The organism is Ligilactobacillus sp. RTP31139st1_D10_RTP31139_211217 (genome assembly GCF_040226755.1).
Taxonomy (GTDB): Bacteria; Bacillota; Bacilli; order Lactobacillales; family Lactobacillaceae; genus Ligilactobacillus; species Ligilactobacillus animalis.
The window spans coordinates 37,259-59,466 of record NZ_JBCOAR010000012.1 but is presented as its reverse complement, the minus strand read 5'-3'; the positions used below and the strand labels follow the sequence as shown (position 1 = coordinate 59,466).

Here is a 22,208-nt window from a genome sequence, read left to right as displayed (position 1 = left end):
CGAAATTTAAAGAATTTCGAATGCTCTTTTTTATCAGCTCTTGAGCCAAAAGTAGTAAGTCAAAATGACTAAGCTTATAGTATAGATCGTACCTACGCTAAACAAGATCAGGCTTAACATATCTGTCCTAGAGTCAGCAAAAGCTAATAAGATCAAAGCCAAGCCAAAGCTGAGCATGATCAAAGCAACATGTTTACCAGCTTTAGTGGCTGCTAGCGGTGAAATGTCACCAAAAGTGTTACCAGCCAGCAAACGTAACCATTTACCTCTAAAAAATTGAATACATAGCACTAAAAATGATCCACCGACAGTTAGTAAAAAAATTTGCATTCTTATCACCCATTCAGTGTGTCAAGTCACCAAGCTAATTTACCATAGTAAGCTTTGTTCTTGGCTTTTAGGTCAAGACGTGCCCAGTGATCGAGGATCGCAGCAATACAAAAACATAGCGGTTCATCGGCCTGTTCAGCAATATGAAATTCTAAGGCAGTCCCAGTAGCGGTTTGAACTTCTGAGATCGTCATGATACATTGGCGTCCATGGTAGACTTTGTAGTTAAATGTCATTAGATTACCGATGATAAACCAATTGAGCCCTTTGACAAAGAGCATTTCATGGCTGATACCATAATAACGTCGCAAAGAACCAACATGGTGGCGTTTGTCATAGAGATCAAATTTTGGAAAAAAGCCCAGGGTCCGCTGTTTGATCTCGGCTAGTCGCTTACCTGTAACGTCATAGACTGATAAGACGCCAGGTGAAAGGCCCCATTTGCCAACTAATAGGTAGATCAGGCGACCAGAACTATCTTTGACGCGGATGGTCCCACGATTGGACAGTTCGGTGCGTCGAGTATATAGATTGCGCACATTAAGCACCTCGCTCTTGCTAGCACTGATTGACTTTAATTTTTCTTAGCCAAAACTTCTTCGATCGCGATCCCAGCGCCATCTTCGGTGTTAGGTGCAGTGACGTATTTAGCTAACATCTTAACTTCATCACTACCGTTGCCCATGGCATAGCTGATCCCAGCAGCTTTGAGCATCGAGACGTCATTGTTGTTATCACCGATCGCCATTACATTGTCCATTGGGATGTTCAAGCTATCCGCATAAGCTTGGAGTGCGACACCCTTTTGTGCATTGACGTGGTTGATCTCGATATTTCCGGGACCCGAAGATGTGATCACAAGATTGTCATTTTTAGAAAGTTCATCTTTGATCGGTCCTAAAACTTTTTGGCCTTCAGGACTAAAGACCACGATCTTACCGATAACAGTTTTAGGATCATCAACTAAGTCCATATAGTTGTCAACGTAATTGATATTCATAAGTTCCATGCGGGCCGAAGCCAGAGTCACAGCTAATTTATAAGGGGTATCAGGACTGATGCTAGCTAATAATTCAGCAAAATTTTCGATCCGTTTAGCCTTGTTATCAGAGCAAACGCCTTTAGCTGTGATCACTTCAAAGTAGAGTCCATTTTTCTTCAAAGTCAACATGATCTTTTTGGCAATGGAGTCTGGGATCGGAGCAGCGCTGATCTCTTTACCTTCTTCGTCTAAAACAAAGGCTCCATTCAAGGTGATCATTGGGCAGTTAAAGCCTGCTTCGGTGATCAACGGTTTAACTTCATCATAAGCACGTCCAGTTGAAACGATAAAATGGACCCCTTGTTTTTGTGCTTCCTTGACTGCAGCAGCATTTCGCTTGGAAATGACCATTTTGTCGTTTAACAATGTTCCGTCCATGTCAGACGCAATAATTTGAACCATAGTATAATATCCCACCTTAATTTATCTAATGACTTTATTCTAACATGAAAGTAAAAATTTTACACACCCAGCACTTGTAAGCGCTGACGGTGTTATTATTTTTCAGTTATGGTAAAATTAATGAGAGGTGTAATATATTGAAAGAATTGATTCATAATGATTGGCAGCAAGTTTTAGCGCCAGTGTTCGAATCGGAAAACTATGCCAAACTGCATAACTTTTTAAAATATGAATATGGTCATTACGCGATCCATCCAGATATGTACCACATCTTCGAGGCCTTTGAATGGACACCTTTTTCACAAGTCAAAGTGGTGATCTTAGGCCAAGATCCGTATCATGGCCCCGATCAAGCTCATGGTTTGAGTTTCTCAGTTTTACCTGGAGTCAAAGTCCCACCGTCACTGCAAAATATCTATAAAGAATTGCAAAGTGACTTAGGGATCGCACCGGTAAACCATGGTTATCTCGAAAAGTGGGCTAAGCAAGGTGTATTATTGCTCAATTCGGTCTTGACTGTCCGAGATGGGCAAGCATTTTCTCATCGTGGTCAAGGCTGGGAAGCTTTAACAGATCTAGCCATCCAGGAATTGTCCAAGCGACCTATGCCAGTTGTGTTTGTCTTGTGGGGAAAAGCAGCACAAAATAAGCTGGCTTTGATCGATCAGAGTAAAAATGTAGTCATCATGTCATCACATCCGAGTCCGTTATCGGCAAGTCGGGGATTTTTTGGTTCAAAACCATTTTCAAAAACGAATGCAGCCTTAGAGGCAATGGGGGAAACACCGATCGACTGGCAATTGCCACAGACCGTAAATGTGTCACAAAAAGGAGGATTTTAAATGGAGATCTTAGAAACATTAAAGCAAAAAGTAAGTAAGCAAACACTGACGTTGGTCTTCCCAGAAGGAAATGACAGTCGGGTCGTCAATGCAGCGGTTCGTCTAGCCAAAGAAGAATTATTGACGCCGATCGTGTTAGGCTCTAGAGAACAAGTTCAAGCGCATAGCCGTGAGCCTTTACCACAAAATTTACAAGCTTTAGATCCAGAAACTTATCCTAAAGAAGAATTTGATAAGTTAGTGGCTGCTTTTGTGGAGCGCCGGAAGGGCAAAAATACGCCCGAGCAAGCTGCCGAGATGTTAAAGGACGTAAACTATTTTGGGACGATGCTGGTTTATTTAGGTCAAGCCGATGGAATGGTCTCGGGGGCGATCCACTCAACTGGGGCCACAGTTCGACCAGCATTACAGATCATCAAGACAAAACCAAATGTCAGACGGACAAGTGGGGCTTTCTTGATGCTACGAGGCGATGAAAAATACATTTTTTCAGATTGTGCGATCAATATCGATCCCGATGCCCAAGATCTAGCTGAGATCGCGGTCGAAAGTGCTAAAACAGCACGCTTATTTGATATTGAACCCCGGATCGCTTTGATGAGTTTTTCGACTAAGGGTTCTGCTAAATCACCATTAGTTGAAAAAGTGATCGAAGCAACTAAGATCGCTCAAAAATTAGCACCCGAAGAAGAGATCGATGGTGAATTACAATTTGACGCTGCTTTTGTACCCGGAGTTGCTGCTAAAAAAACACCCGAATCACCGGTAGCTGGAAAAGCCAATGTCTTTGTCTTTCCGGAATTACAATCAGGTAATATCGGATATAAGATCGCCCAACGTTTAGGCGGCTTTGAAGCGGTCGGTCCGATCTTACAAGGCTTGAATCAACCAGTTTCAGACTTGTCACGGGGATGTGACGAAGAAGAAGTCTACAAAGTATCATTGATCACAGCCGCACAGGCAGCAGATGGGAAGTAACATGGAATTTCAAGTAAGTAATGCAGAAGAAACACAAGCGCTCGCTCAAAAATTGGCGTCATATTTAAAGCCCCAAGATCTTATCTTATTAGATGGTGATCTTGGAGCGGGAAAGACGACTTTTACAAAGGGCTTAGCTAAGGGACTTGGGATCAAAAAAAATGTTAAAAGTCCGACTTTTACTTTGATCCGTGAGTACCATGAAGGTCGTTTGCCTTTGTATCATATGGACGTTTATCGTTTAGAAGATACTGGTGGAGCTGATCTAGGGTTAGAAGAATATTTTAATGGTGAAGGTGTCAGTGTGGTCGAGTGGTCACAATTTGTTGCTGATGAACTTCCAGCGCAATATTTGGTCGTCAAGCTGTTAAAAGACGAAACAGACGATGACAAGCGGACACTAGTCTTTGAACCACATGGAGCTCACTATGAACAATTGATAGCCAACTTATAGCGGGTAAAATTCAATACAACAAGGGACCTAGTACGATGTAAATTCATGCTAGGTCCCTTGTTGTTTATACGGTATTGAACGTTTTTACTATTTATTGTATTGACGCACAAAAGGCTTTAACTTTGTTGTCCCAAATTCCTTAGCTTGGTGCAATAAGATCTCAGCACAAGCATGACTGTCAAAAAGCGCATTGTGGTGATGTTTTAAGTCGATACCTAGGCTATCACAGACGGTGTTTAGCTTATGGTTGGGGAGATCTTGATAAAATTTCTTGCTGGTTTTGACTGTATCTAGGACCATGAAGCTCGGGGTCGCTAGATCATAAGCTGCTAGGGTCCTGTTTAAGACGCTACAGTCAAATGGAGCATTATGGGCTACCACTAATTGATCGGGAGTAAAAAAGTCACTGATATGGGGCCAGAGCTCCACAAACGTTGGGGCATTGGCGACGTCTTTGGCGGTAATACCGTGGATCTTAGTGTTAAAACTCGAAAAATAAGTCTGGGGATCGATCAAAGAATAAAGCTCATCAACGATTTGACCATCGCGAACAACAGAAAGGGCTAATGAACAGGCACTACTGCGTTTAGCATTAGCAGTTTCGAAATCAAAAGCAATAAAATTCATTGATAACTTCCTTTCATAGTATGATAAATTTAATTTAGTTCATTGGTCTCTAGCATTACGGGGCAGTGATCAGAACCTAAGATCTCAGGTAGGATCTGACTGTCCTTTACTTGGGGGAGTAGAGCATTGGAGCAGATGAAATAATCGATCCGCCAACCAGCATTGCGTGCTCTAGCATTGAACCGGTAGCTCCACCACGAGTAAGCGCCAGTTTTATCAGGGTAAATGTGTCTGAAAGTGTCGGTGAAGCCCCGTGCTAATAAGGCGGTCATCGCTTGGCGTTCTTGGATACTAAACCCGGCATTTTTTTGATTTGGTTTAGGATTTTTGAGGTCGATCTCATTATGAGCCACATTTAGGTCGCCGCATAAGATAACGGGCTTTTTGGTTGCTAAGTTGGTTAGATGATCGCTAAAAGCTGCTTCCCATTGAAGGCGAAAATCCAAGCGCTTTAATTTATCTTGCGAATTAGGGGTATAACAATTTACGAGATAAAAATCTTCATATTCTAACGTTAAAACCCGACCTTCTTGATCGAATTCAGCAAGTCCGAGCCCTTTAGTTACAGCCAGTGGCTTTTTCTTGGTGAAGATAGCTGTTCCGGAATAGCCCTTTTTTTGCGCATAATTCCAATATTGATAGTAATCAGGTAGATCTAGGTCAACTTGACCTGCTTGGAGTTTAGTTTCTTGTAAGCAGAAGAAGTCAGCATCTAAGTCGGTAAAAACTTCTAAAAAATTTTTCTTTAAAACAGCTCGCAAGCCATTCACATTCCACGAAATAAATTTCATCAGCACGCCTCACTATTAAATAAACTTATTTACCTAAGGATAAGGTAAGGACTATCGCAAGTCAAAATAAAAAATGGTAAAATTAAGAAGATAAAAGAGATTTAAAGGTGTAAAACATGACAATGACAATAAATGAAAAAATCATAAATGAATTTCCAGAGATCAAGATCCGTTTAGCTGAACCGTTATCTTTGTACACCAACACAAAAACCGGTGGGCCAGCGGATATCGTAGCATTTCCCACAACGGGCAAACAAGCCCAAGCTTTAGTTGTATTTGCTAAGGAAAATGATCTGCCTTTGACCGTGATCGGCAATGCTAGCAATTTGATCGTCCAAGATGGTGGCATCCGTGGATTAGTGATGATCTTGACCGAATTAAATGAGATCTGGTGTGATGGAAACAAAGTTCACGCGACTGCTGGGGCTTCTTTGATCGAAACGACTGAAGTGGCATATCAACACGGTTTGACCGGTTTGGAATTTGCCGCGGGGATCCCCGGTTCGATCGGTGGCGCGGTCTTTATGAACGCTGGTGCTTACGGGGGCGAGATCAAGGATGTCTTAGCCCAAGTTACCGTGGTGACACCTCAAGGCGAGCTAAAAACTTACACTAACGAAGAATTAAGATTTGGTTATCGGATGAGCCGTTTACAAGCCGAAGACGATATCGTATTAGAAGCCGCCTTTGAATTGGCAACAGGTGATAAGCAACAGATCCGGCAACGGATGGATGAACTCAATTTCTTGCGGGCATCTAAACAACCACTGGAGTATCCGTCATGTGGGAGCGTCTTTAAGCGTCCAGTTGGCCATTTTACGGGGAAATTGATCCACGATGCAGGACTTCAAGGTTTTACGATCGGTGGGGCGCAAGTATCTAAAAAACATGCTGGCTTTATCGTGAATATCGGTGGAGCAACAGCGACAGATTATTTGGCTGTGATCAAGCATATTCAAGCTGTGATCTTAAAAGAATTCGATGTTCGATTGGAGACTGAGGTCCGGATCATCGGTGAAGAAAAATAAAATAAGAATGTAGTAAAAGACCCAGCATGATTTGTACCATACTGGGTCTTTTGCTAACCATTTATGTTAGAGAAGCTTATTTTGACTGTCATATTGGTTGATCAACTGGCGACCAATGGCGATCGCAGCCCAAATGATGAGTTGAATGATCGTCATAAAGATCACAAAGATCAACATGCGTGGGTTCCACATCGCAATGAGTTGCTTGATGACGGCATCAGGCTCGATAAAAAGATAAGCTGTGTGAAGGCGTAAGAAACGCCCCACATAGATCCCGATCGAAGCGGCTAAAGTCAAGATCAAAGCAAGCGATGTGCGCGGGATCCAGCCTCGTAATTTGAAACGGGCTTGCAGCGTCTGGGCAACATGCTCCAAACTCCACATCCCCATCAGTGCACAACCAAAGGCGCTGGCAACTAGATTGGTAAAGTTGAGCCACATATGAAGATCAAAGCTCATTAATCCGTTGGTGGGATTATACGGATCCATCCGCGCTAAGTGAAAAAGATCGGTGATCACATAAGGGGCATTGGGATAGAATAAAAGCCATAGTAAAAATAACCCCCAGTAGATCAGTTTAGGTTGTGTTTTGTGCATATGCATAGCGATCTCGATCGGAATATAGCCGAGGAATGTATTGAGCAAAAGAAAGCTGTAAAACGATCCTTGCCGATAAACGGTCAAGTAAACATAGAGTATATATAGCCAAAACGTGACCCTAACGATCCAAGTCAATTTTTTTGTCATAAAAATCACCTGCCATTATTGCCCTCTATTGTAGCAAAAATCAGGGACGATGAGTAATCTTTGACTCGATTTAGCGAAATCTTAAATTATTGGGTGAGTAAGTATTCCCTGCCCCAAAGTTTGTGATCCATGCTATAATACAAATTGTTGAAATGTAGCAGAGGGGGGAAATTATGTCTTTTGATTGGAGCAATCTATTTTCATGGCAGAATCTAGTTAGCTTACTAGATGTTCTGGTCGTTTGGTATGTGATCTACATGCTGATGATGCTCTTACGCGGAACCAAAGCGGTCCAACTTTTTCGTGGGATCGTAGTTATTATCTTGATCAAGTTGGTGAGTTGGTATATCGGACTTGAGACTGTTTCTTGGATCATGGACCAAGTGATCAATTGGGGGATCATCGCGATCATCGTGATCTTCCAGCCCGAGATCAGGCGCGGGTTAGAGCATCTAGGTCGTGGGTCGTTATTTGCTAACTATAATAAGAAAGAAAATGAAGCCGAGATAAAATTGGTCGATGCCCTTGATCAAGCGATCCAATATATGTCAAAAAGGCGGATCGGTGCCTTGATCACGGTTCAAATGAATACAGGGCTAGATGATTATATCGAAACCGGGATCCCACTGGATGCGGATGTCAGCGGGGCATTATTGATCAATATCTTTATCCCTAATACTCCGTTACACGATGGGGCTGTTATCATTAAAGATAATCGGATCGCCGTTGCTGCGGCTTACTTACCTTTATCTGAAAGTAATTTGATCCCAAAGGAATTAGGTACGCGCCACCGAGCAGCTGTTGGGATCAGCGAAGTGACTGATGCTTTGACGATCGTTGTATCCGAAGAGACTGGTGGTGTGACGATCACTAAAAATAATGAATTGATCCGTGATCTAACGCAACAAGATTATCGTAAACTCTTGTATAATGAATTAGTACCAACACAAGAAGAAAAGACGAATGCCGTTGCGCGCTTTTTTACTGAGATCTTTGGTAAGAGGGGGCAAAAACATTGAAATTTGACAAAATTTTAGGTACTAAAAATATGTATCGGTTACTCTCACTGTTTTTTGCACTGCTCTTATTTTTCTATGTTAGCTATCAAAGGCTAGGAACGACGCGGATCTCGGATAAAGAAGTTGCTAATTCGAAATTGACGACGACTAAGACGTTATCACTTAAAGTGCCGTTGACCTTAAATGTTGACAATAGTAAGTATTACGTTACGGGTTATCCTGAACAAGTCAAAGTTGATATTTCAGGACCTAGTGCGCTGGTCACGGCCTTGGACAATACCCGGAATTTTGAAGTCTATGCCGATCTATCAGATCTAAAGTCAGGTACACACACCGTTAAGTTAAAGACGAGCGGTTTCAATAAAGAATTGAGTGTAGCTTTATCGCCTGAAAAGATCAAAGTCAAGATCGCGCCTAAAAAGACGGTCAAGATGCCGATCCAGGTCAGATATGATACCAGCTTGATCCAAAATGGTTATGTGGCGGGCAGTCCGTCACTAAGTACCCAAACAGTCGATGTGACCGGGGCTAAAGTCGATATCAATAAGTTGGATAGTGTGGTAGCTAACCTCAATTTACCTGAAAATAGTCACGGCGATTATGGTCGGACCGTTTTATTGCAGGCGTTAGATAAAGAAGGGCATCCTTTGCCCGTCAGCTTATCGCCAGAAACGGTCAAGGTCAATTTACCGATCAGCCAAGCCACCGCAACTAAGGAAGTCAAATTAGAATTAGTGACCGAGAATAACGGCGTTCCTGGTAAAACGTATCAGCTTTCAACGGAAACTAAGTCGATCAAATTGCGAGGGACTAAGAGTGCTTTAAATAAGATAAATAGCTTGCGGGTCCCAGTCTCAGTTACTGGGGTCAATGAATCAACGACTAAGACGGTCAGCTTGAGTCCGACCCAAGCGGGAGTAGCCAGTGTTACGCCAGCTTCGGTCGTTGTGCAAATAACAGTTGGCGATGAGCAAGCTGATGCTCCGCTCGAACGCTCACTACCAACGAGTTCGAGTTCAAGTAAAGCGGCGGAAAGCACAAGTTCAAGTCAGCCAAGTTCAACGGATGAGTCAAAAAAAGATACGACTGAAACTTCCAGTGCAACAAGTAGTTCAGAAGTTTCAAGCGATCAAACTACTAATTGAAAATGAGTATATAAAGAAATGAGGATTTAAGATGAAATATTTTGGGACTGATGGTGTCAGAGGGATTGCAAATCAAACATTAACACCAGAATTAGCATTTAAGTTAGGACGCTGTGGGGGCTATGTTTTGACGCAACACGCTAAAAATAGCGAACAACCACCACGGGTCTTAGTCGCACGTGATACCCGGATCTCGGGCCAAATGTTAGAACAGGCGTTGATCGCAGGTCTACTTTCAGTCGGGATCGAAGTTTTTTCACTTGGTGTGATCACAACTCCAGGTGTTGCTTACTTAGTTCGTTTACAAGCCGCTGATGCAGGGGTCATGATCTCAGCTTCGCATAATCCAGTTCAAGATAATGGGATCAAGTTCTTTGGGGGCGATGGTTACAAATTATCCGACGATCAAGAAGAAGAGATCGAAGCATTACTTGAAAAAGATGAAGATATCTTACCGCGTCCAGCAGCTGAAGGCTTAGGAACTTTGAATAATTATCGTGAAGGTGCCTTAAAGTATACGCAATTCTTGGAACAAACGATCCCAGATGATCTCAGTGGAATGCGGATCGCAGTTGACGGGGCTAATGGTGCAACTAGTGCTTTAGTTTCACGGTTGTTTGCTGATCTGGGGGCTGAATTTGAAACAATGGCTACAAGTCCAGATGGTCTAAATATCAATGCTGGGGTAGGTTCTACTCATCCAGAAGCTTTGGCTAAGTTTGTTTTAGAAACTAAAGCTCAAGTTGGGGTAGCATTTGATGGTGATGGCGATCGCTGTATCGCAGTCGATGAATTAGGAAATATCATCGATGGTGACAAGATCATGTATATCTGTGGGAAATATATGAGTGAACGTGGCCGTTTGAAGAAGGATACGATCGTAACGACCGTCATGAGTAACATTGGTTTGTATAAGGCAATGGAACAACATGAACTAAATTCGATCAAGACAAAGGTCGGTGACCGCTATGTGGTCGAAGAAATGCGTAAGAGTGGCTATAATGTTGGTGGTGAACAATCAGGACACGTAGTCTTCTTGGATTTCAACACAACTGGTGATGGGATGTTAACAGCACTTCAATTATTGAATGTGATCAAACAAACTGGTAAGCCACTTTCAGAATTGGCTGCCGAAGTGACGACTTATCCACAAGAATTAGTCAACGTTCGTGTAACAGATAAGAAATTAGCCCTTGAAAATCAAGCAATCAAGGATGTTATCGCACAAGTTGAAGAACAAATGGGAAATGAAGGACGTGTGTTGGTTCGCCCTAGTGGTACCGAAGATCTTTTGCGTGTAATGGCAGAAGCACCAACTAAAGAATTGGTCCACGACTACGTGATGCAGATCGTAGATGTCGTTAAGGCTGAAATGGGTATCGAAGAATAGTATCAAAAAAAGCAGGTGTGTATACCTGCTTTTTTAATATTTCACTTTATCTAAATAAATTGATTATGTAATTTAAGACCCTGAATGCCAAGTAGATACAGCTAGTTACGATGAAAAAGTAAAGTAGGGCAAATAAGATCGGAACAAACCAAGCATTGGTATGAAACAAGACTAACATAGTCTGAAGTTCAGCCTTAGCGCCCTTTGTTTGATCTAAGAGTAAAAAAACTAGACGAATAAGCGAAATGAAGAATCCTAAGTAGAGGCTTGCTTTAAATTGAGTACGATTGATCATGAATAGTAGCCAGGCTATCTGCGTTAGTTTAAATAGCGAATCCTTTCTTTATCTATTACTAAAACGTTTAGACTAGTGAAGTCTAAAGTGTTAGAACTATAGATTTATTATAATATGGATAAGCTGACTTGAGTAGGGATTTTTTGAAGGACAATAAAAATTTAAAAGTTTGAGAGTTAAAGTTTGACATCGCTTTCAAAAAGGTATATCGTGAGAGTGTAAGGTATGATTAATTACCTTCTAATCAATTCTCTTTCTCTCTTATGCAACCGCTGTAGTCTTAGTAGTCTTACTAGAAGCTACAGCGGTTTTTGTGTATAATGAATGGGACTTTTGATAAAAGGGAGGACGCCATTAGATGAAAAGTAATGAAACTTTGAATTTGATCGAAGAGATCACGCGTAAAGATGGCACTAAATATTACGAGATCTCCAATATTCCGCAAAACGGTCGGGCTGAATTAGCGGCTGTACGGGGATTTATTGAGAGCGTTAGGATCTTACAACTGAATATCCCACGTTCAAGTAGTTTGATCAAGTACGAAAAATATATCAATGAAAATTTTGAAATGCCAGCTGAAGATTTTGATCATTTTGAGGAATGGGTCAAAACACCTGAAATGCAAGAAGTTGTAAATACGATCTTGCGGGAAAATCATATTGCCTAATTATATATAAAAACCAGAGTCAAGAGATGATATTCTCAAAACTCTGGTTTTTATTTTATCTTTAATATTTTATATATTAGTAAAATGTTAATTAAAGGCTCAATTAATTCTTAAAATTTAATTATACACCTTGTGAGAGTGAGTATCAAACAAAAAAACCTGTAAAAATACGGATATTTTTAAATATCTTAACAGAATGTTATATATTTTTTTGTTAAAAATACAGGGTATATTTTTAATGTTTTTTACATTGATATGTTATTATGTATACAGGATATGTGTTAATTATTTTGATAAGGAGGAAAGAGGAATGACCGCTGGTTTTGATTTGTCTCAGGAAATGGAAGCGTTTGCCCGAGGCAAAAATTTTCATGCGCAAACTTTTTTGGGGGCACATCTAGCTGCAGAAGCGGGATATGTCTTTCGCGTGTGGGCCCCAAAAGCTCAACAAATTTGGCTAGTTGGTGAGTTTAATGATTGGGAAGAAGATCTACCAATGAAGTTGGGAGATCATGGTATTTGGAGTGCGGTGGCTCCCAATGCCAAACGTGGCCAAATGTACAAATTTAAAGTCAAACAACATGATGGGCGTATCGTATATAAGATCGATCCATTTGCCTTTCGCTTTGAAGAACGTCCAAATGATGCTTCGATCATCTATGATATTCCAGAATATAAATGGCATGATGGACTATGGCGTGGACGTCATAAACGTTCGAATTACTTTGAACGTCCAATGAACATTTATGAGATCCATCCCGGTTCATGGAAGTCACATGCTGATGGTACCCCGTATACGATCGGTGATCTAACAAAAGAGTTGATCCCATACTTAAAGAAAATGAATTATACCCATGTTGAATTTATGCCTTTAATGGAACATCCCTTAGGTGCTTCTTGGGGGTATCAATTGATCGGGTATTTTGCGGTCAGTTCCGCTTATGGAACTCCTGAAGAATTCCAAGCATTCGTTGATGCATGTCATAAAGAAAATATCGGAGTGATTGTGGATTGGGTCCCAGGTCATTTTTGTATCAATGATGATACCTTGCCATATTACGATGGGACGCCGACTTTTGAATATGAAGATCCCGATCGCGCCAAAAATATCGGTTGGGGTTCGCAAAACTTTGACTTGGGCAAACCAGAAGTTCAATCCTTCTTGCTTTCAAGTGCCTTTTTCTGGATCGAAAAATTCCATCTAGATGGTTTACGGGTCGATGCGGTCTCCAATATGATCTATCTGGATTATGATGAAGGTCCTTGGAAACCAAACATTTATGGTGGAAACAGAAATTTAGAGGGTTGGCACTTTTTGCGCAAGTTGAACAAAGAAGTCAAGTTTGCGCATCCTAAGGTGATCTTGACCGCTGAAGAAAGTTCGGCTGGGACGAAAGTGACGGGCATGTTAGAAGAAGATTCATTAGGCTTTGATTACAAGTGGAATATGGGCTGGATGAATGATGTCTTGAACTTTTATCAAATGGATCCACTCTTTAGAGGAGATCACTTAGATATGTTGACCTTTTCTTGGATGTATCGCTTATCGGAAAATTATATTTTGCCATTATCTCATGATGAAGTCGTTCATGGTAAGAAGAGCCTGTTGCACAAAATGTGGGGTGGGGATCGCTACAAGCAATTTGCCCAACTTAGGAATTTACTCACTTATCAAATAACACACCCCGGAAAAAAATTACTCTTTATGGGGGGCGAATTTGGTCAATTTATCGAATGGCGCTACTACGAAGGGTTGACTTGGGATAGTTTAGATGACGAACTGAATAAGAAAATGCAACATTTCACAGCTAAACTCAATGAATTTTATCGTGAACACCGTGCGCTATGGGAGTTAGAGGATAAAGAAGAGAGTTTAGAAGTGATCGATGCTAATAACAAGACGGCGACCATCTTGAGTTTTATTCGCCATGGCAAGCGGAAGAAAGATTTCTTAGTGGTGGTCATGAATCTCACCACGATCGAGCAACAAAACTTCGAGATCGGCGTACCCTATCCAGGGAGTTATCGTGAAGTTTGGAACACGGAAATGGAAGAATTCGGTGGGACTTGGACTAAACATAACCCATTGGCTAAGACGAAAGAAAAAATCTTTAAGAACTATGATCAAGTGATCAGCTTAACGGTTCCGGCTCTAGGCGTCGTGATCTTAAAACCAGAAGATGTGAATTTGCGCTACATCAACAAGAAATATCTCGAACCTAAAGAACCAAAGAAAGTTAAAGCAAAAACAGTCGCTAAAAAGCAAAAACAACAAGCTAAGGGAGGTAAAGGACGTCAGGTGAAGCGTCCGAAAAAATAATGAAAAACGAAATGTTAGCAATGATCTTAGCTGGTGGTAAGGGTACCAGACTAGGGAAATTAACGCAAAATATCGCTAAACCCGCCGTACCGTTTGGGGGACGGTATCGTATCATCGATTTTACTTTGAGTAACTGTGTCAATTCAGGGATCAAAAATATTGGGGTCGTGACCCAATATCAACCGCTCGTTTTAAATAATCATATCGGTAATGGTGCTAGTTGGGGCTTGGATCGTTTGGATTCTGGGGTCACGATCTTGCAACCTTATTCAAATAATGAGGGTTCTAAGTGGTTTGAAGGTACCTCACATGCAATTTACCAAAATGTCGACTACATTGATTCAATGGACCCAGAGTATCTCTTAGTTCTCTCAGGTGATCATATCTACAAGATGGATTATGAAGATATGTTAGCTAAACACAAAAAGAGCAATGCAACTCTCAGTGTGGCCGTGATCGATGTTCCTTGGGATGAAGCTAGTCGTTTTGGAATCATGAATACCGACGAAAATGACCGGATCATTGAATTTGAAGAAAAACCCGAAAAGCCAAAGAGCAACCACGCTTCAATGGGGATCTATATCTTTACTTGGGCTCGTTTGCGCGATGTCTTGTTGAATAGTTTCAAAAAAGACGTTGATATGTATGATTTTGGTAAAAACGTTATTCCATTTTACATTAAAAGTGGCGATAATGTGCAGGCTTATCACTTCTCAGGTTACTGGAAAGATGTTGGGACGATCGATTCTTTATGGACGACCAACATGGAATTTATCGACAATGAAGGCGATCTAGATGTGCGCGACAAGACGTGGCCGATCTATTCGAAAAATCCGATCGCACCACCGCAATTCATCACTAACACTGCACGCGTTAAAAACTCGATGATCGTGGATGGTTGCTTTATCTCAGGTAGGATCGATCACAGTATTTTAGCAGCTAATGTACAAGTCAAAGAAGGCTCAGTCGTGAAGGATAGTGTTGTGATGACGGGCGCTTCGATCGGTAAAAATGTGATCATCAACCGTGCGATCATCGGTGAAAATGCAATTATTGGTGATGGTGCTGTGATCGACGGAACTGATGAGATCGCAGTCGTAGGCAATTCAGAAGTATTAGGGGTGACAATTAATGAAGGCTAATAAGATGTGTGCGATTTTAGGTAATGAGCATGAATATAACGGGTTATTGCCATTAACGGCAAATCGCCCACTCTCTACACTTTATTTTGATTGTAAATATCGGATCATGGACTTTGCACTATCAAGTGCTGTCAATGCCAATATCAGGACAGTTTACATGATCTTAAATGAAGGGCGCTTTAAGTCAGTTTTTGATCATTTAGGTGGTAGTCGTGAATGGGGCTTGGATAGCATCGGGAGTTACCAATATCTTGGCTTTTATCAAGATATCTTACGTAAAAAAGTTGAAGGTAAACCATATTTTAGTGATATGATCGGCTTTTTGAAGAAATCAAAATCAGAATATACGGTTTTCTTTGGCAATAAGATGTTATGTAATGTCGACTTGCGTTCGATCTTGGATGTTCATCAAGCTCACGATAGCAAGATCACGGTCGTCTTTAAACGGGTACCTAAAGAAAAGATAGCGCCCGATGATTGCATTTTGACGCTTGAAGACGATAATAGAGTTAAGCAAACAGATATTTTCAGCGAGCTTGATGAAGCTTCTGACCTTTACAACTTATCGATGAGCATCTTTTTAGTCAAAACTGATTGGTTGATCGATCTGTTACACAAGGGTCAAAATGCAGGTGCACCAGCAAGTGTGCAGGAATTATTGAACCGTGAGATGACACGGACCAACACACGTGCTTACGAATATACGGGTTACTTGAGCAATATTTATGACATCAAGAGCTACTATGATGCCAACATGGATATGCTTGATCCAGAGCATTTCAACACTTTGTTGTTCTCCAGTCAGCGTGTGATCACTCGGACTAAAAACGAAGTGGCGACCCACTTTTACGATTCTTCTGATGTCAACTCCAGTCAATTTGCGACTGGCTGTGTCATCAAAGGTAAAGTCGATCGCAGTTTGGTCTCACGACGGACTACGATCGAAGAGGGTGCGCGTGTCAAAGATTCTGTGATCATGAGTAATGCGCAGATCAAACGCGGAGCTAAGTTGCAATATGCGATCTTAGATAAAAACGTTGAAGTAGAAGCTGGCGTCACCATTCAAGGAACACCTGAAAATCCAGTTGTGATCACAAAAGATAGTCATATTGTGGCAGATATCTACGGGGGCGAAAACTAGTGAAGATCTTATTTACCGCAGCGGAATGCGCACCATTTTTTAAAACGGGGGGTCTCGGTGATGTGGCCGGGGCGTTACCTAAGAGCATGGCTAAAAAGGGCAATGAAGTTAAAGTCTTTTTACCTTTTTACACAAAAATGCCAGAAAAATATCAGTCACAGTTGACTGATCTCTTTAATTTTTATGTTGCTGTTGGTTGGCGCAATGAGTATTGTGGTGTCAAAGTTTTAGAATTAGACGGGGTCGAATATTATTTCTTAGATAACAAGTATTATTTTGATCGCCCTGATCTTTATGGCTATTACGATGATGGCGAACGTTTTGCTTTCTTCCAACAAGCCGTGATCGAATTGATGGGGCGGATCAATTATATTCCTGACATCTTACATGTCAATGACTATCATACTGCCTTTATTCCTTTCTTGTTACGGGAAAAATACGGTTGGATCGAAGCATTCAGCCACATTGCAACTGTGCTTACGATCCACAACCTTGAATTTCAAGGGCAGTATGGGCGTGAAGTTTTGCCTGAACTCTTTGGCATGTCGACTAAACGCTACGATGATGGAACGATCCAAATGGGCACAGCCGTAAACTTTATGAAAGCAGGTATTTTTTATTCTGATCGGGTCAATACGGTCAGTCCATCTTATGCCGCTGAGATCCAGACGCCTGAATTTGGATGTGGCTTAGATGAAGTTTTACGGATGGTCAATTACAAGCTCTCAGGTATCTTGAATGGGATCGATTATGATACTTTTGATCCTAAGACTGATAAGGCATTGCCGTATAAATTCGACTGTAAGAACTTAAAGGGTAAAGCTAAAAATAAGGCTGCTTTGCAAAAGAAATTTGGGTTGCCAGTCAGAAAAGATGTCCCATTGATCGGGGTCGTCAGTCGCTTGACTTATCAAAAGGGCTTTCAGTTGGTAGTCCAAGAGATGGCAAATTTGATGCAATTTGACGTCCAATTTGTCTTGTTGGGCACCGGATATGAGAATTTTGAGCATGACTTTACTTATTTTGCAGGACGTTATCCAGATAAATGCAGCGTCAGCATCGACTTTGATGTTAATTTAGCTCAGCAGATCTATGCTGGCTGTGACATGTTCTTGATGCCATCTGCTTTTGAACCATGTGGATTATCACAATTGATCTCAATGCGTTACGGTACTTTGCCGATCGTTCATCAGATCGGGGGGTTACGTGACAGTGTGTGGGCTTATAATCCAATTGAACAGGTCGGGACCGGCTTTGGTTTTGAGAAATTCTCTTCATTTTGGATGATGGAAGAGATCAAGTTGGCGCTTAGCGTTTACAATGATCAACAAAAGGTTTGGCAAAAGATGATGCGCATTGCAATGGAATCAGATTTTAGTTGGGATAGTGCAAGTCAAAATTATTTGGACTTGTATACACAGATTTTAAGATAGTCGCAAGGAGTTTGTCAGCTATCGGTTTATAAGGGAGGATACTTAATGAAAATCACACAGGAGCGTTTTGTACGCGAGTTTAAGAAGCAATTAGCCGAGAAGTTTGCTTTAGATGTCAAAGATGCTGCTCCGATCGAGTTATATCAGACTTTAGTTTCAGTGGTCAAATCCGGTTACTCCGAAATTTGGCGTAATACTTGGAAGAGTTATGTCAAAAATGACCAAAAGCAAGTTTATTATTTTTCGATCGAATTTTTACCAGGTCGTTTATTAAAGAGCAATCTTTTGAACATGGGTTGGTACGATGTGGTCGATAAAGGCTTAAAGCAAATGGGACTTAGTCTGGATAAGATCTCGGAGTCTGAAGTTGATATGGCACTTGGCAACGGGGGCTTAGGTCGTTTAGCTTCTTGCTTTATGGACGCTTTAGCTTCAGATGGCTTACCAGGTAATGGAAATGGTATCCGCTATAAATATGGCTTGTTCAAGCAAAAATTTGTTGATGGTTACCAGATCGAGTTACCAAATGAATGGCTGACTGACGGTAACAATTGGGCTGTAGCACGTGAAAGTAAAGCGGTCGACGTTTTGATGGGTGGTCAAGTCCACTTGATCGATAATGGTAAATATTTAGAAGCGATCTATGAAGGGGCCGATGTGATCAAGGCTGTCCCTTATGACACGGGGATCGTCGGTTATCGCAATGATCACGTTAATACGATGCGCCTTTGGGATGCTCAGATCCCAGCTTCTGAAGAAGTTAAATATCCAACGATCGAGGACCGTCGTCGGGTCGAGGATCTGACCTCAGTGCTTTATCCTGATGATTCGAACTACGAAGGACGTATTTTACGCTTGAAGCAAGAATATTTCTTTACCTCAGCTGGGATCCAAAGTATCATTCGGCACTATAAGAAATATGATCGTCCGTTAAATGAGATCAGTGAACATATTGCGATCCATATCAATGATACGCATCCAGCTATGTGTGTGGCTGAATTCATGCGGATCTTGCTCGATAAAGAACACATGGATTGGGATGAAGCTTGGCAACAAACAGTCAAGACGATGAGTTATACTAACCACACGATCATGGCTGAAGCTTTGGAAAAATGGCCTGTTGAAATGTTGGCCACAGTCCAACCACGTATCTTGCAGATCATCCAAGAGATCGATCGGCGCTATGCCTTGGAACTTGAAGGTAAAAAAGATCATGACTTTATCGAACGGACACGGATCATCAAAGACGGTATGGTCAAGATGGCTCACTTAGCAATTATTGGTTCACATAGCACTAATGGTGTAGCTAAATTACACACAGAGCTGTTAGAAAATGATGTTTTACGTGATTTCTACGAATTGTACCCTGAACGTTTCAATAATAAGACAAATGGGATCACAGTTCGGCGTTGGCTCCAAGTAGCTAACCCTGAATTGTCCAAGACGATCGATCAAGCTATCGGAACGGCTTGGCGCTTTGATGCTAAGAAATTACATGAGCTAGAAAAACATGTCGGCGATAAGAAGTTACTAGAAAAGATCGGTAGAGCTAAACTGGATAATAAGAAAAAGTTAGCAGCCTTTATCAAAGAAGATACCGGGATCGAAGTTTCACCGCATGCGATCTTTGATGTTCAGATCAAGCGACTTCACGCTTACAAACGACAATTGCTCAACTTGTTACACATCGTTAAATTGTATCTAGATCTTAAAGATGATCCAAACCGCGATGTTGAACCACGGGTATTTATTTTTGGGGCTAAAGCCGCACCAAGTTACCACTATGCAAAGACAATCATCAAGTGTATCAATGAAGTTGCCAATATGATCAATAACGATAAGACGATCAATGATAAGTTAAAAGTTGTCTTCTTGGAAAACTACGGTGTTTCATTGGCAGAAAAAATCATCCCAGCTGCTGATGTGGGTGAACAGATCTCGACTGCAACTAAGGAAGCTTCAGGGACTTCTAACATGAAGTTGATGTTAAACGGTGCTTTGACAGTGGCGACCTTAGATGGAGCTAACATTGAGATCAAAGATCATGTTGGTGAAGATAACATCTTTATCTTTGGTTTAACCAAAGATGAAGTTTTAGAATACGAGAAGAATCATCACTACTATGCTGCCGAATACTACAATAGCAATCCTGTCATCAAACGTGTCTTAGATGCTTTTGTTGATGGAACGATCCCAAATATTGAAGTTGAAGGGCATGAGATCTATGATTCCTTATTGCGGGTCAATGATGAATACTTTGTTTTACGTGATTTTGCTTCCTATGTCCAAGCGCAAGAGGCTGTCAGTGAGGCTTACAAAGATAAGCAAAACTGGAACAAGATGTGTTTGATAAATATTGCCAATGCAGGCTATTTCTCAGCTGATGATACGGTTGAAAAATATGCTAAAGAGATTTGGGATATCAAGCCAAACTCAACTGAAATGAGGGGAAAAGCAAAAGATGTATATCCACTTTGATTCGTGGCAAGAAAAGTATAAAAAACCATTTGGGGCTATCAAAGTCGATCGACCGGTAAAATTCATGCTTGAGGCCTATGACGTTGATGTTACCAGTGTTGAACTTTACGTCTATGCTGATGGAAAGTTGATCCCGGAGATCATCGGAATGGAAAATAAGAGTTCAGGGCGTTATTATACGACTTACATCCCAAGAAAAAGTGGATTATACTTCTATTATTTCAAACTGGTGATCCGGCAAAATGAACATGAACTTGTGCGCTATTACTGTGCTAATGGTGGTGGTCAGGGACAGTTAACTGAGAGTAGCGAAATATTGGAAAATAATTCTTACCAGCTGACCTGTTATGATAAAACGGTCAATGCACCTGAATGGTATCAAAATGGGATCTGTTATCAGATCTTTCCCGACCGTTTTTACAATGGAAATCTCGATGGTTACATCGAAGGTAAAAAGCGGGATACTTTTATCTATGCAACGATCCAAGATGATCCGATGTACATCAGAAATCACGACGGCAGTATTGCCCGCTGGGATTTCTATGGTGGAAATCTCAAAGGGATCATTAAAAAGATCCCGTATCTAAAGGAATTAGGTGTCTCGATCATTTATTTGAATCCGATCTTTGAAGCTGCAAGTAATCACCGTTATGATACGAGTGATTATTTCAAGATCGATCCGATGTTGGGCAATGAAAAAGTCTTTAAAGAATTAGTGACTAAGTTGCATAAAGCTGGGATCCACTTGATCTTGGATGGAGTCTTCTCGCATGTGGGGCGTAACAGTAAGTACTTTAACTTTAACGGCAACTACGGTGAACATGTTGGAGCTGCGCAGGATAAGAATAGCGAGTATTATCCGTGGTTTAGTTTTGAACGCTATCCCGACAAGTACCGTTGTTGGTGGGGCAATGCCGATCTCCCAGTTGTAGATAAGAACAACCCGCAATTTCAACAGTTTATCTACGGTGAAAAAGACAGTGTTTTAGCTAAATGGAATCAATTAGGTGTAGATGGTTGGCGGTTAGATGTCGCCGATGAGTTACCTGATCCTTTTATTGCTAAGATCCGTAAGAATTTAGACGGTTATCGTGACCGATTGTTGTTAGGTGAAGTTTGGGAAGATGCATCTAATAAAGTTGCTTACAGTCAACGTCGCCACTATGTCAAGGGTGATGAGTTAGATGGTGTTATGAACTATCCTTTACGCGAAGCGATCTTAGATCTATTGGAGCAAAAGCGTTCCGCTGAGACGATCGCTAAAGAGATGATGAAATTACGGGAAAATTATCCCCTGGACTTCTATCTAAATTCGCTCAATAATATCGGGACCCATGATACAAAGCGGGTCTTGACCGCTTTAGGTGGCGATATGACTAAAGTCAAGCGGGCTTTTGAACTACTTTTCATGTTCCCAGGAGTACCATGTATCTATTATGGTGATGAAGCTGGGGTGCCTGGTGGAACTGATCCAGATAATAGACGCTTTTATCCTTGGGATCGTGAAGATCACGCTCTTTTGGAACATGTACGTTCATTGACGGTTAAACGTCAAGCTGAACCCGCTTTGACCAAGGGAGAGTTGACGCTGCTAGCTGGTGAAGGTTTCTTTGGAGTCGGACGCTATCAAGCTGGACGTGAGATAGTCTATCTGTTGAATGCCAGTGAAAAACCAAGTATATTCTATGCCGATAAATTACAGCAATTCCATGATGAATGGAATCTACGGGCAATGACGACTAAGGCCAATGGTAAAGAATTTGGACCGTTTGAAAGCCTCACGCTAACATCTGATAATTGTTAAATAAAAATAGTGTTTAGGAGCGAGTTCTTCTAGACACTATTTTTTTTGTGATCGTGGTATTTTTTATAGTTCGTTCTGTGTGTTGAATACGCTTGTTTTTTTACATAATCTTTACATAACGACCCACATGTTT

The 22,208-nt window shown here is 41.3% G+C and carries 20 protein-coding genes; 14 read left to right on the top strand and 6 right to left on the bottom strand.

All coding sequences use genetic code 11. From position 1 onward, the window contains the following. Positions 1–33: 33 nt before the first annotated feature. The 3 genes from ABT996_RS07990 to ABT996_RS07980 are packed head-to-tail and all read right to left on the bottom strand — an operon-like array spanning position 34 to position 1,774. Complete coding sequence (locus tag ABT996_RS07990) at positions 34–330, bottom strand: hypothetical protein (RefSeq protein ID WP_066023770.1); 297 nt, start codon at positions 328–330, stop codon at positions 34–36. 26 nt (positions 331–356) lie between these two features. Further along, on the bottom strand, positions 357–869 hold the full coding sequence (locus tag ABT996_RS07985) for an LURP-one-related/scramblase family protein (RefSeq protein ID WP_035449221.1): 513 nt from the start codon (positions 867–869) through the stop codon (positions 357–359). Between the two features lie 35 nt (positions 870–904). Further along, positions 905–1,774: a Cof-type HAD-IIB family hydrolase gene (locus tag ABT996_RS07980; protein ID WP_035449219.1), complete on the bottom strand. Its 870-nt coding sequence runs from the start codon at positions 1,772–1,774 to the stop codon at positions 905–907. A gap of 137 nt (positions 1,775–1,911) precedes the next feature. On the opposite strand from ABT996_RS07980, the gene ABT996_RS07975 reads away from it, so the two are divergent. Genes ABT996_RS07975 through tsaE form a run of 3 tightly spaced genes read left to right on the top strand, consistent with a single transcriptional unit; the run spans position 1,912 to position 4,048 of the window. Beyond that, on the top strand, positions 1,912–2,616 hold the full coding sequence (locus tag ABT996_RS07975) for a uracil-DNA glycosylase (protein ID WP_010688087.1): 705 nt from the start codon (positions 1,912–1,914) through the stop codon (positions 2,614–2,616). Further along, positions 2,617–3,594, top strand: coding sequence for a phosphate acetyltransferase (gene pta / locus ABT996_RS07970; RefSeq protein ID WP_010688086.1), 978 nt, complete (start codon positions 2,617–2,619; stop codon positions 3,592–3,594). A 1-nt stretch (position 3,595) separates the two neighbouring features. Beyond that, entirely contained in the window at positions 3,596–4,048 is a 453-nt protein-coding gene (tsaE, locus tag ABT996_RS07965; protein ID WP_010688085.1) for a tRNA (adenosine(37)-N6)-threonylcarbamoyltransferase complex ATPase subunit type 1 TsaE, read from the top strand. Positions 4,049–4,135: 87 nt separating this feature from the next. Here tsaE and ABT996_RS07960 read toward each other — a convergent pair whose 3' ends face one another. Continuing rightward, positions 4,136–4,675, bottom strand: coding sequence for a 3'-5' exonuclease (locus ABT996_RS07960; RefSeq protein WP_010688084.1), 540 nt, complete (start codon positions 4,673–4,675; stop codon positions 4,136–4,138). A 29-nt stretch (positions 4,676–4,704) separates the two neighbouring features. After that, the gene (locus ABT996_RS07955) at positions 4,705–5,466 is read right to left on the bottom strand and encodes an exodeoxyribonuclease III (RefSeq protein WP_035449217.1); all 762 of its coding nucleotides are present in this window, start codon (positions 5,464–5,466) and stop codon (positions 4,705–4,707) included. Positions 5,467–5,588: 122 nt separating this feature from the next. Here ABT996_RS07955 and murB point away from each other — a divergent pair, with 122 nt between their 5' ends. After that, the gene (murB, locus tag ABT996_RS07950) at positions 5,589–6,494 is read left to right on the top strand and encodes a UDP-N-acetylmuramate dehydrogenase (RefSeq protein ID WP_035449232.1); all 906 of its coding nucleotides are present in this window, start codon (positions 5,589–5,591) and stop codon (positions 6,492–6,494) included. Between the two features lie 66 nt (positions 6,495–6,560). On the opposite strand, the gene ABT996_RS07945 is transcribed toward murB, so the two are convergent. After that, complete coding sequence (locus tag ABT996_RS07945) at positions 6,561–7,241, bottom strand: DUF1361 domain-containing protein (RefSeq protein WP_035449214.1); 681 nt, start codon at positions 7,239–7,241, stop codon at positions 6,561–6,563. Between the two features lie 173 nt (positions 7,242–7,414). Here ABT996_RS07945 and cdaA point away from each other — a divergent pair, with 173 nt between their 5' ends. The 10 genes from cdaA (at position 7,415) to ABT996_RS07895 (ending at position 22,075) form a co-directional block, all read left to right on the top strand. Beyond that, entirely contained in the window at positions 7,415–8,260 is an 846-nt protein-coding gene (gene cdaA, locus ABT996_RS07940; RefSeq protein ID WP_035449211.1) for a diadenylate cyclase CdaA, read from the top strand. Further along, on the top strand, positions 8,257–9,405 hold the full coding sequence (locus ABT996_RS07935) for a CdaR family protein (RefSeq protein ID WP_035449206.1): 1,149 nt from the start codon (positions 8,257–8,259) through the stop codon (positions 9,403–9,405). The genes cdaA and ABT996_RS07935 overlap by 4 nt, the downstream gene beginning before the upstream one ends. Before the next feature lie 31 nt (positions 9,406–9,436). Beyond that, positions 9,437–10,795, top strand: a complete 1,359-nt coding sequence (gene glmM, locus ABT996_RS07930) for a phosphoglucosamine mutase (RefSeq protein WP_035449203.1) — start codon at positions 9,437–9,439, stop codon at positions 10,793–10,795. A 653-nt stretch (positions 10,796–11,448) separates the two neighbouring features. Beyond that, positions 11,449–11,757 (top strand): hypothetical protein, encoded by a 309-nt coding sequence (locus ABT996_RS07925; RefSeq protein ID WP_004051641.1) that lies wholly within the window; start codon positions 11,449–11,451, stop codon positions 11,755–11,757. A 310-nt stretch (positions 11,758–12,067) separates the two neighbouring features. Further along, positions 12,068–14,077, top strand: a complete 2,010-nt coding sequence (glgB, locus tag ABT996_RS07920; RefSeq protein WP_035449202.1) for a 1,4-alpha-glucan branching protein GlgB — start codon at positions 12,068–12,070, stop codon at positions 14,075–14,077. After that, positions 14,077–15,219 (top strand): glucose-1-phosphate adenylyltransferase, encoded by a 1,143-nt coding sequence (locus tag ABT996_RS07915; RefSeq protein WP_035449199.1) that lies wholly within the window; start codon positions 14,077–14,079, stop codon positions 15,217–15,219. The genes glgB and ABT996_RS07915 overlap by 1 nt, the downstream gene beginning before the upstream one ends. Beyond that, the gene (glgD, locus tag ABT996_RS07910; protein WP_035449196.1) at positions 15,209–16,360 is read left to right on the top strand and encodes a glucose-1-phosphate adenylyltransferase subunit GlgD; all 1,152 of its coding nucleotides are present in this window, start codon (positions 15,209–15,211) and stop codon (positions 16,358–16,360) included. Before ABT996_RS07915 ends, glgD begins: the two co-directional genes overlap by 11 nt. Next, positions 16,360–17,793 carry a glycogen synthase GlgA gene (gene glgA / locus ABT996_RS07905; protein ID WP_035449189.1) on the top strand — a complete coding sequence of 478 codons (1,434 nt, stop codon included), beginning with the start codon at positions 16,360–16,362 and terminating at the stop codon, positions 17,791–17,793. The genes glgD and glgA overlap by 1 nt, the downstream gene beginning before the upstream one ends. Positions 17,794–17,838: 45 nt before the next feature. Then, on the top strand, positions 17,839–20,271 hold the full coding sequence (locus ABT996_RS07900; protein WP_035449185.1) for a glycogen/starch/alpha-glucan phosphorylase: 2,433 nt from the start codon (positions 17,839–17,841) through the stop codon (positions 20,269–20,271). Then, positions 20,255–22,075 carry a glycoside hydrolase family 13 protein gene (locus tag ABT996_RS07895; protein ID WP_035449182.1) on the top strand — a complete coding sequence of 607 codons (1,821 nt, stop codon included), beginning with the start codon at positions 20,255–20,257 and terminating at the stop codon, positions 22,073–22,075. Before ABT996_RS07900 ends, ABT996_RS07895 begins: the two co-directional genes overlap by 17 nt. Positions 22,076–22,208: the final 133 nt, after the last annotated feature.

What these genes read in the sequence shown, in the direction of transcription:
- glgB (WP_035449202.1), top strand. Translation starts at nt 12,068, where the DNA reads ATGACCGCTGGTTTTGATTTGTCTCAGGAAATGGAAGCGTTTGCCCGA.
- ABT996_RS07945 (WP_035449214.1), bottom strand. Translation starts at nt 7,241, where the DNA reads ATGACAAAAAAATTGACTTGGATCGTTAGGGTCACGTTTTGGCTATAT.
- murB (WP_035449232.1), top strand. Translation starts at nt 5,589, where the DNA reads ATGACAATAAATGAAAAAATCATAAATGAATTTCCAGAGATCAAGATC.
- ABT996_RS07955 (WP_035449217.1), bottom strand. Translation starts at nt 5,466, where the DNA reads ATGAAATTTATTTCGTGGAATGTGAATGGCTTGCGAGCTGTTTTAAAG.
- ABT996_RS07900 (WP_035449185.1), top strand. Translation starts at nt 17,839, where the DNA reads ATGAAAATCACACAGGAGCGTTTTGTACGCGAGTTTAAGAAGCAATTA.
- glgD (WP_035449196.1), top strand. Translation starts at nt 15,209, where the DNA reads ATGAAGGCTAATAAGATGTGTGCGATTTTAGGTAATGAGCATGAATAT.
- ABT996_RS07915 (WP_035449199.1), top strand. Translation starts at nt 14,077, where the DNA reads ATGAAAAACGAAATGTTAGCAATGATCTTAGCTGGTGGTAAGGGTACC.
- ABT996_RS07925 (WP_004051641.1), top strand. Translation starts at nt 11,449, where the DNA reads ATGAAAAGTAATGAAACTTTGAATTTGATCGAAGAGATCACGCGTAAA.
- ABT996_RS07895 (WP_035449182.1), top strand. Translation starts at nt 20,255, where the DNA reads ATGTATATCCACTTTGATTCGTGGCAAGAAAAGTATAAAAAACCATTT.
- tsaE (WP_010688085.1), top strand. Translation starts at nt 3,596, where the DNA reads ATGGAATTTCAAGTAAGTAATGCAGAAGAAACACAAGCGCTCGCTCAA.
- glmM (WP_035449203.1), top strand. Translation starts at nt 9,437, where the DNA reads ATGAAATATTTTGGGACTGATGGTGTCAGAGGGATTGCAAATCAAACA.
- ABT996_RS07960 (WP_010688084.1), bottom strand. Translation starts at nt 4,675, where the DNA reads ATGAATTTTATTGCTTTTGATTTCGAAACTGCTAATGCTAAACGCAGT.
- ABT996_RS07990 (WP_066023770.1), bottom strand. Translation starts at nt 330, where the DNA reads ATGCAAATTTTTTTACTAACTGTCGGTGGATCATTTTTAGTGCTATGT.
- cdaA (WP_035449211.1), top strand. Translation starts at nt 7,415, where the DNA reads ATGTCTTTTGATTGGAGCAATCTATTTTCATGGCAGAATCTAGTTAGC.
- pta (WP_010688086.1), top strand. Translation starts at nt 2,617, where the DNA reads ATGGAGATCTTAGAAACATTAAAGCAAAAAGTAAGTAAGCAAACACTG.
- ABT996_RS07980 (WP_035449219.1), bottom strand. Translation starts at nt 1,774, where the DNA reads ATGGTTCAAATTATTGCGTCTGACATGGACGGAACATTGTTAAACGAC.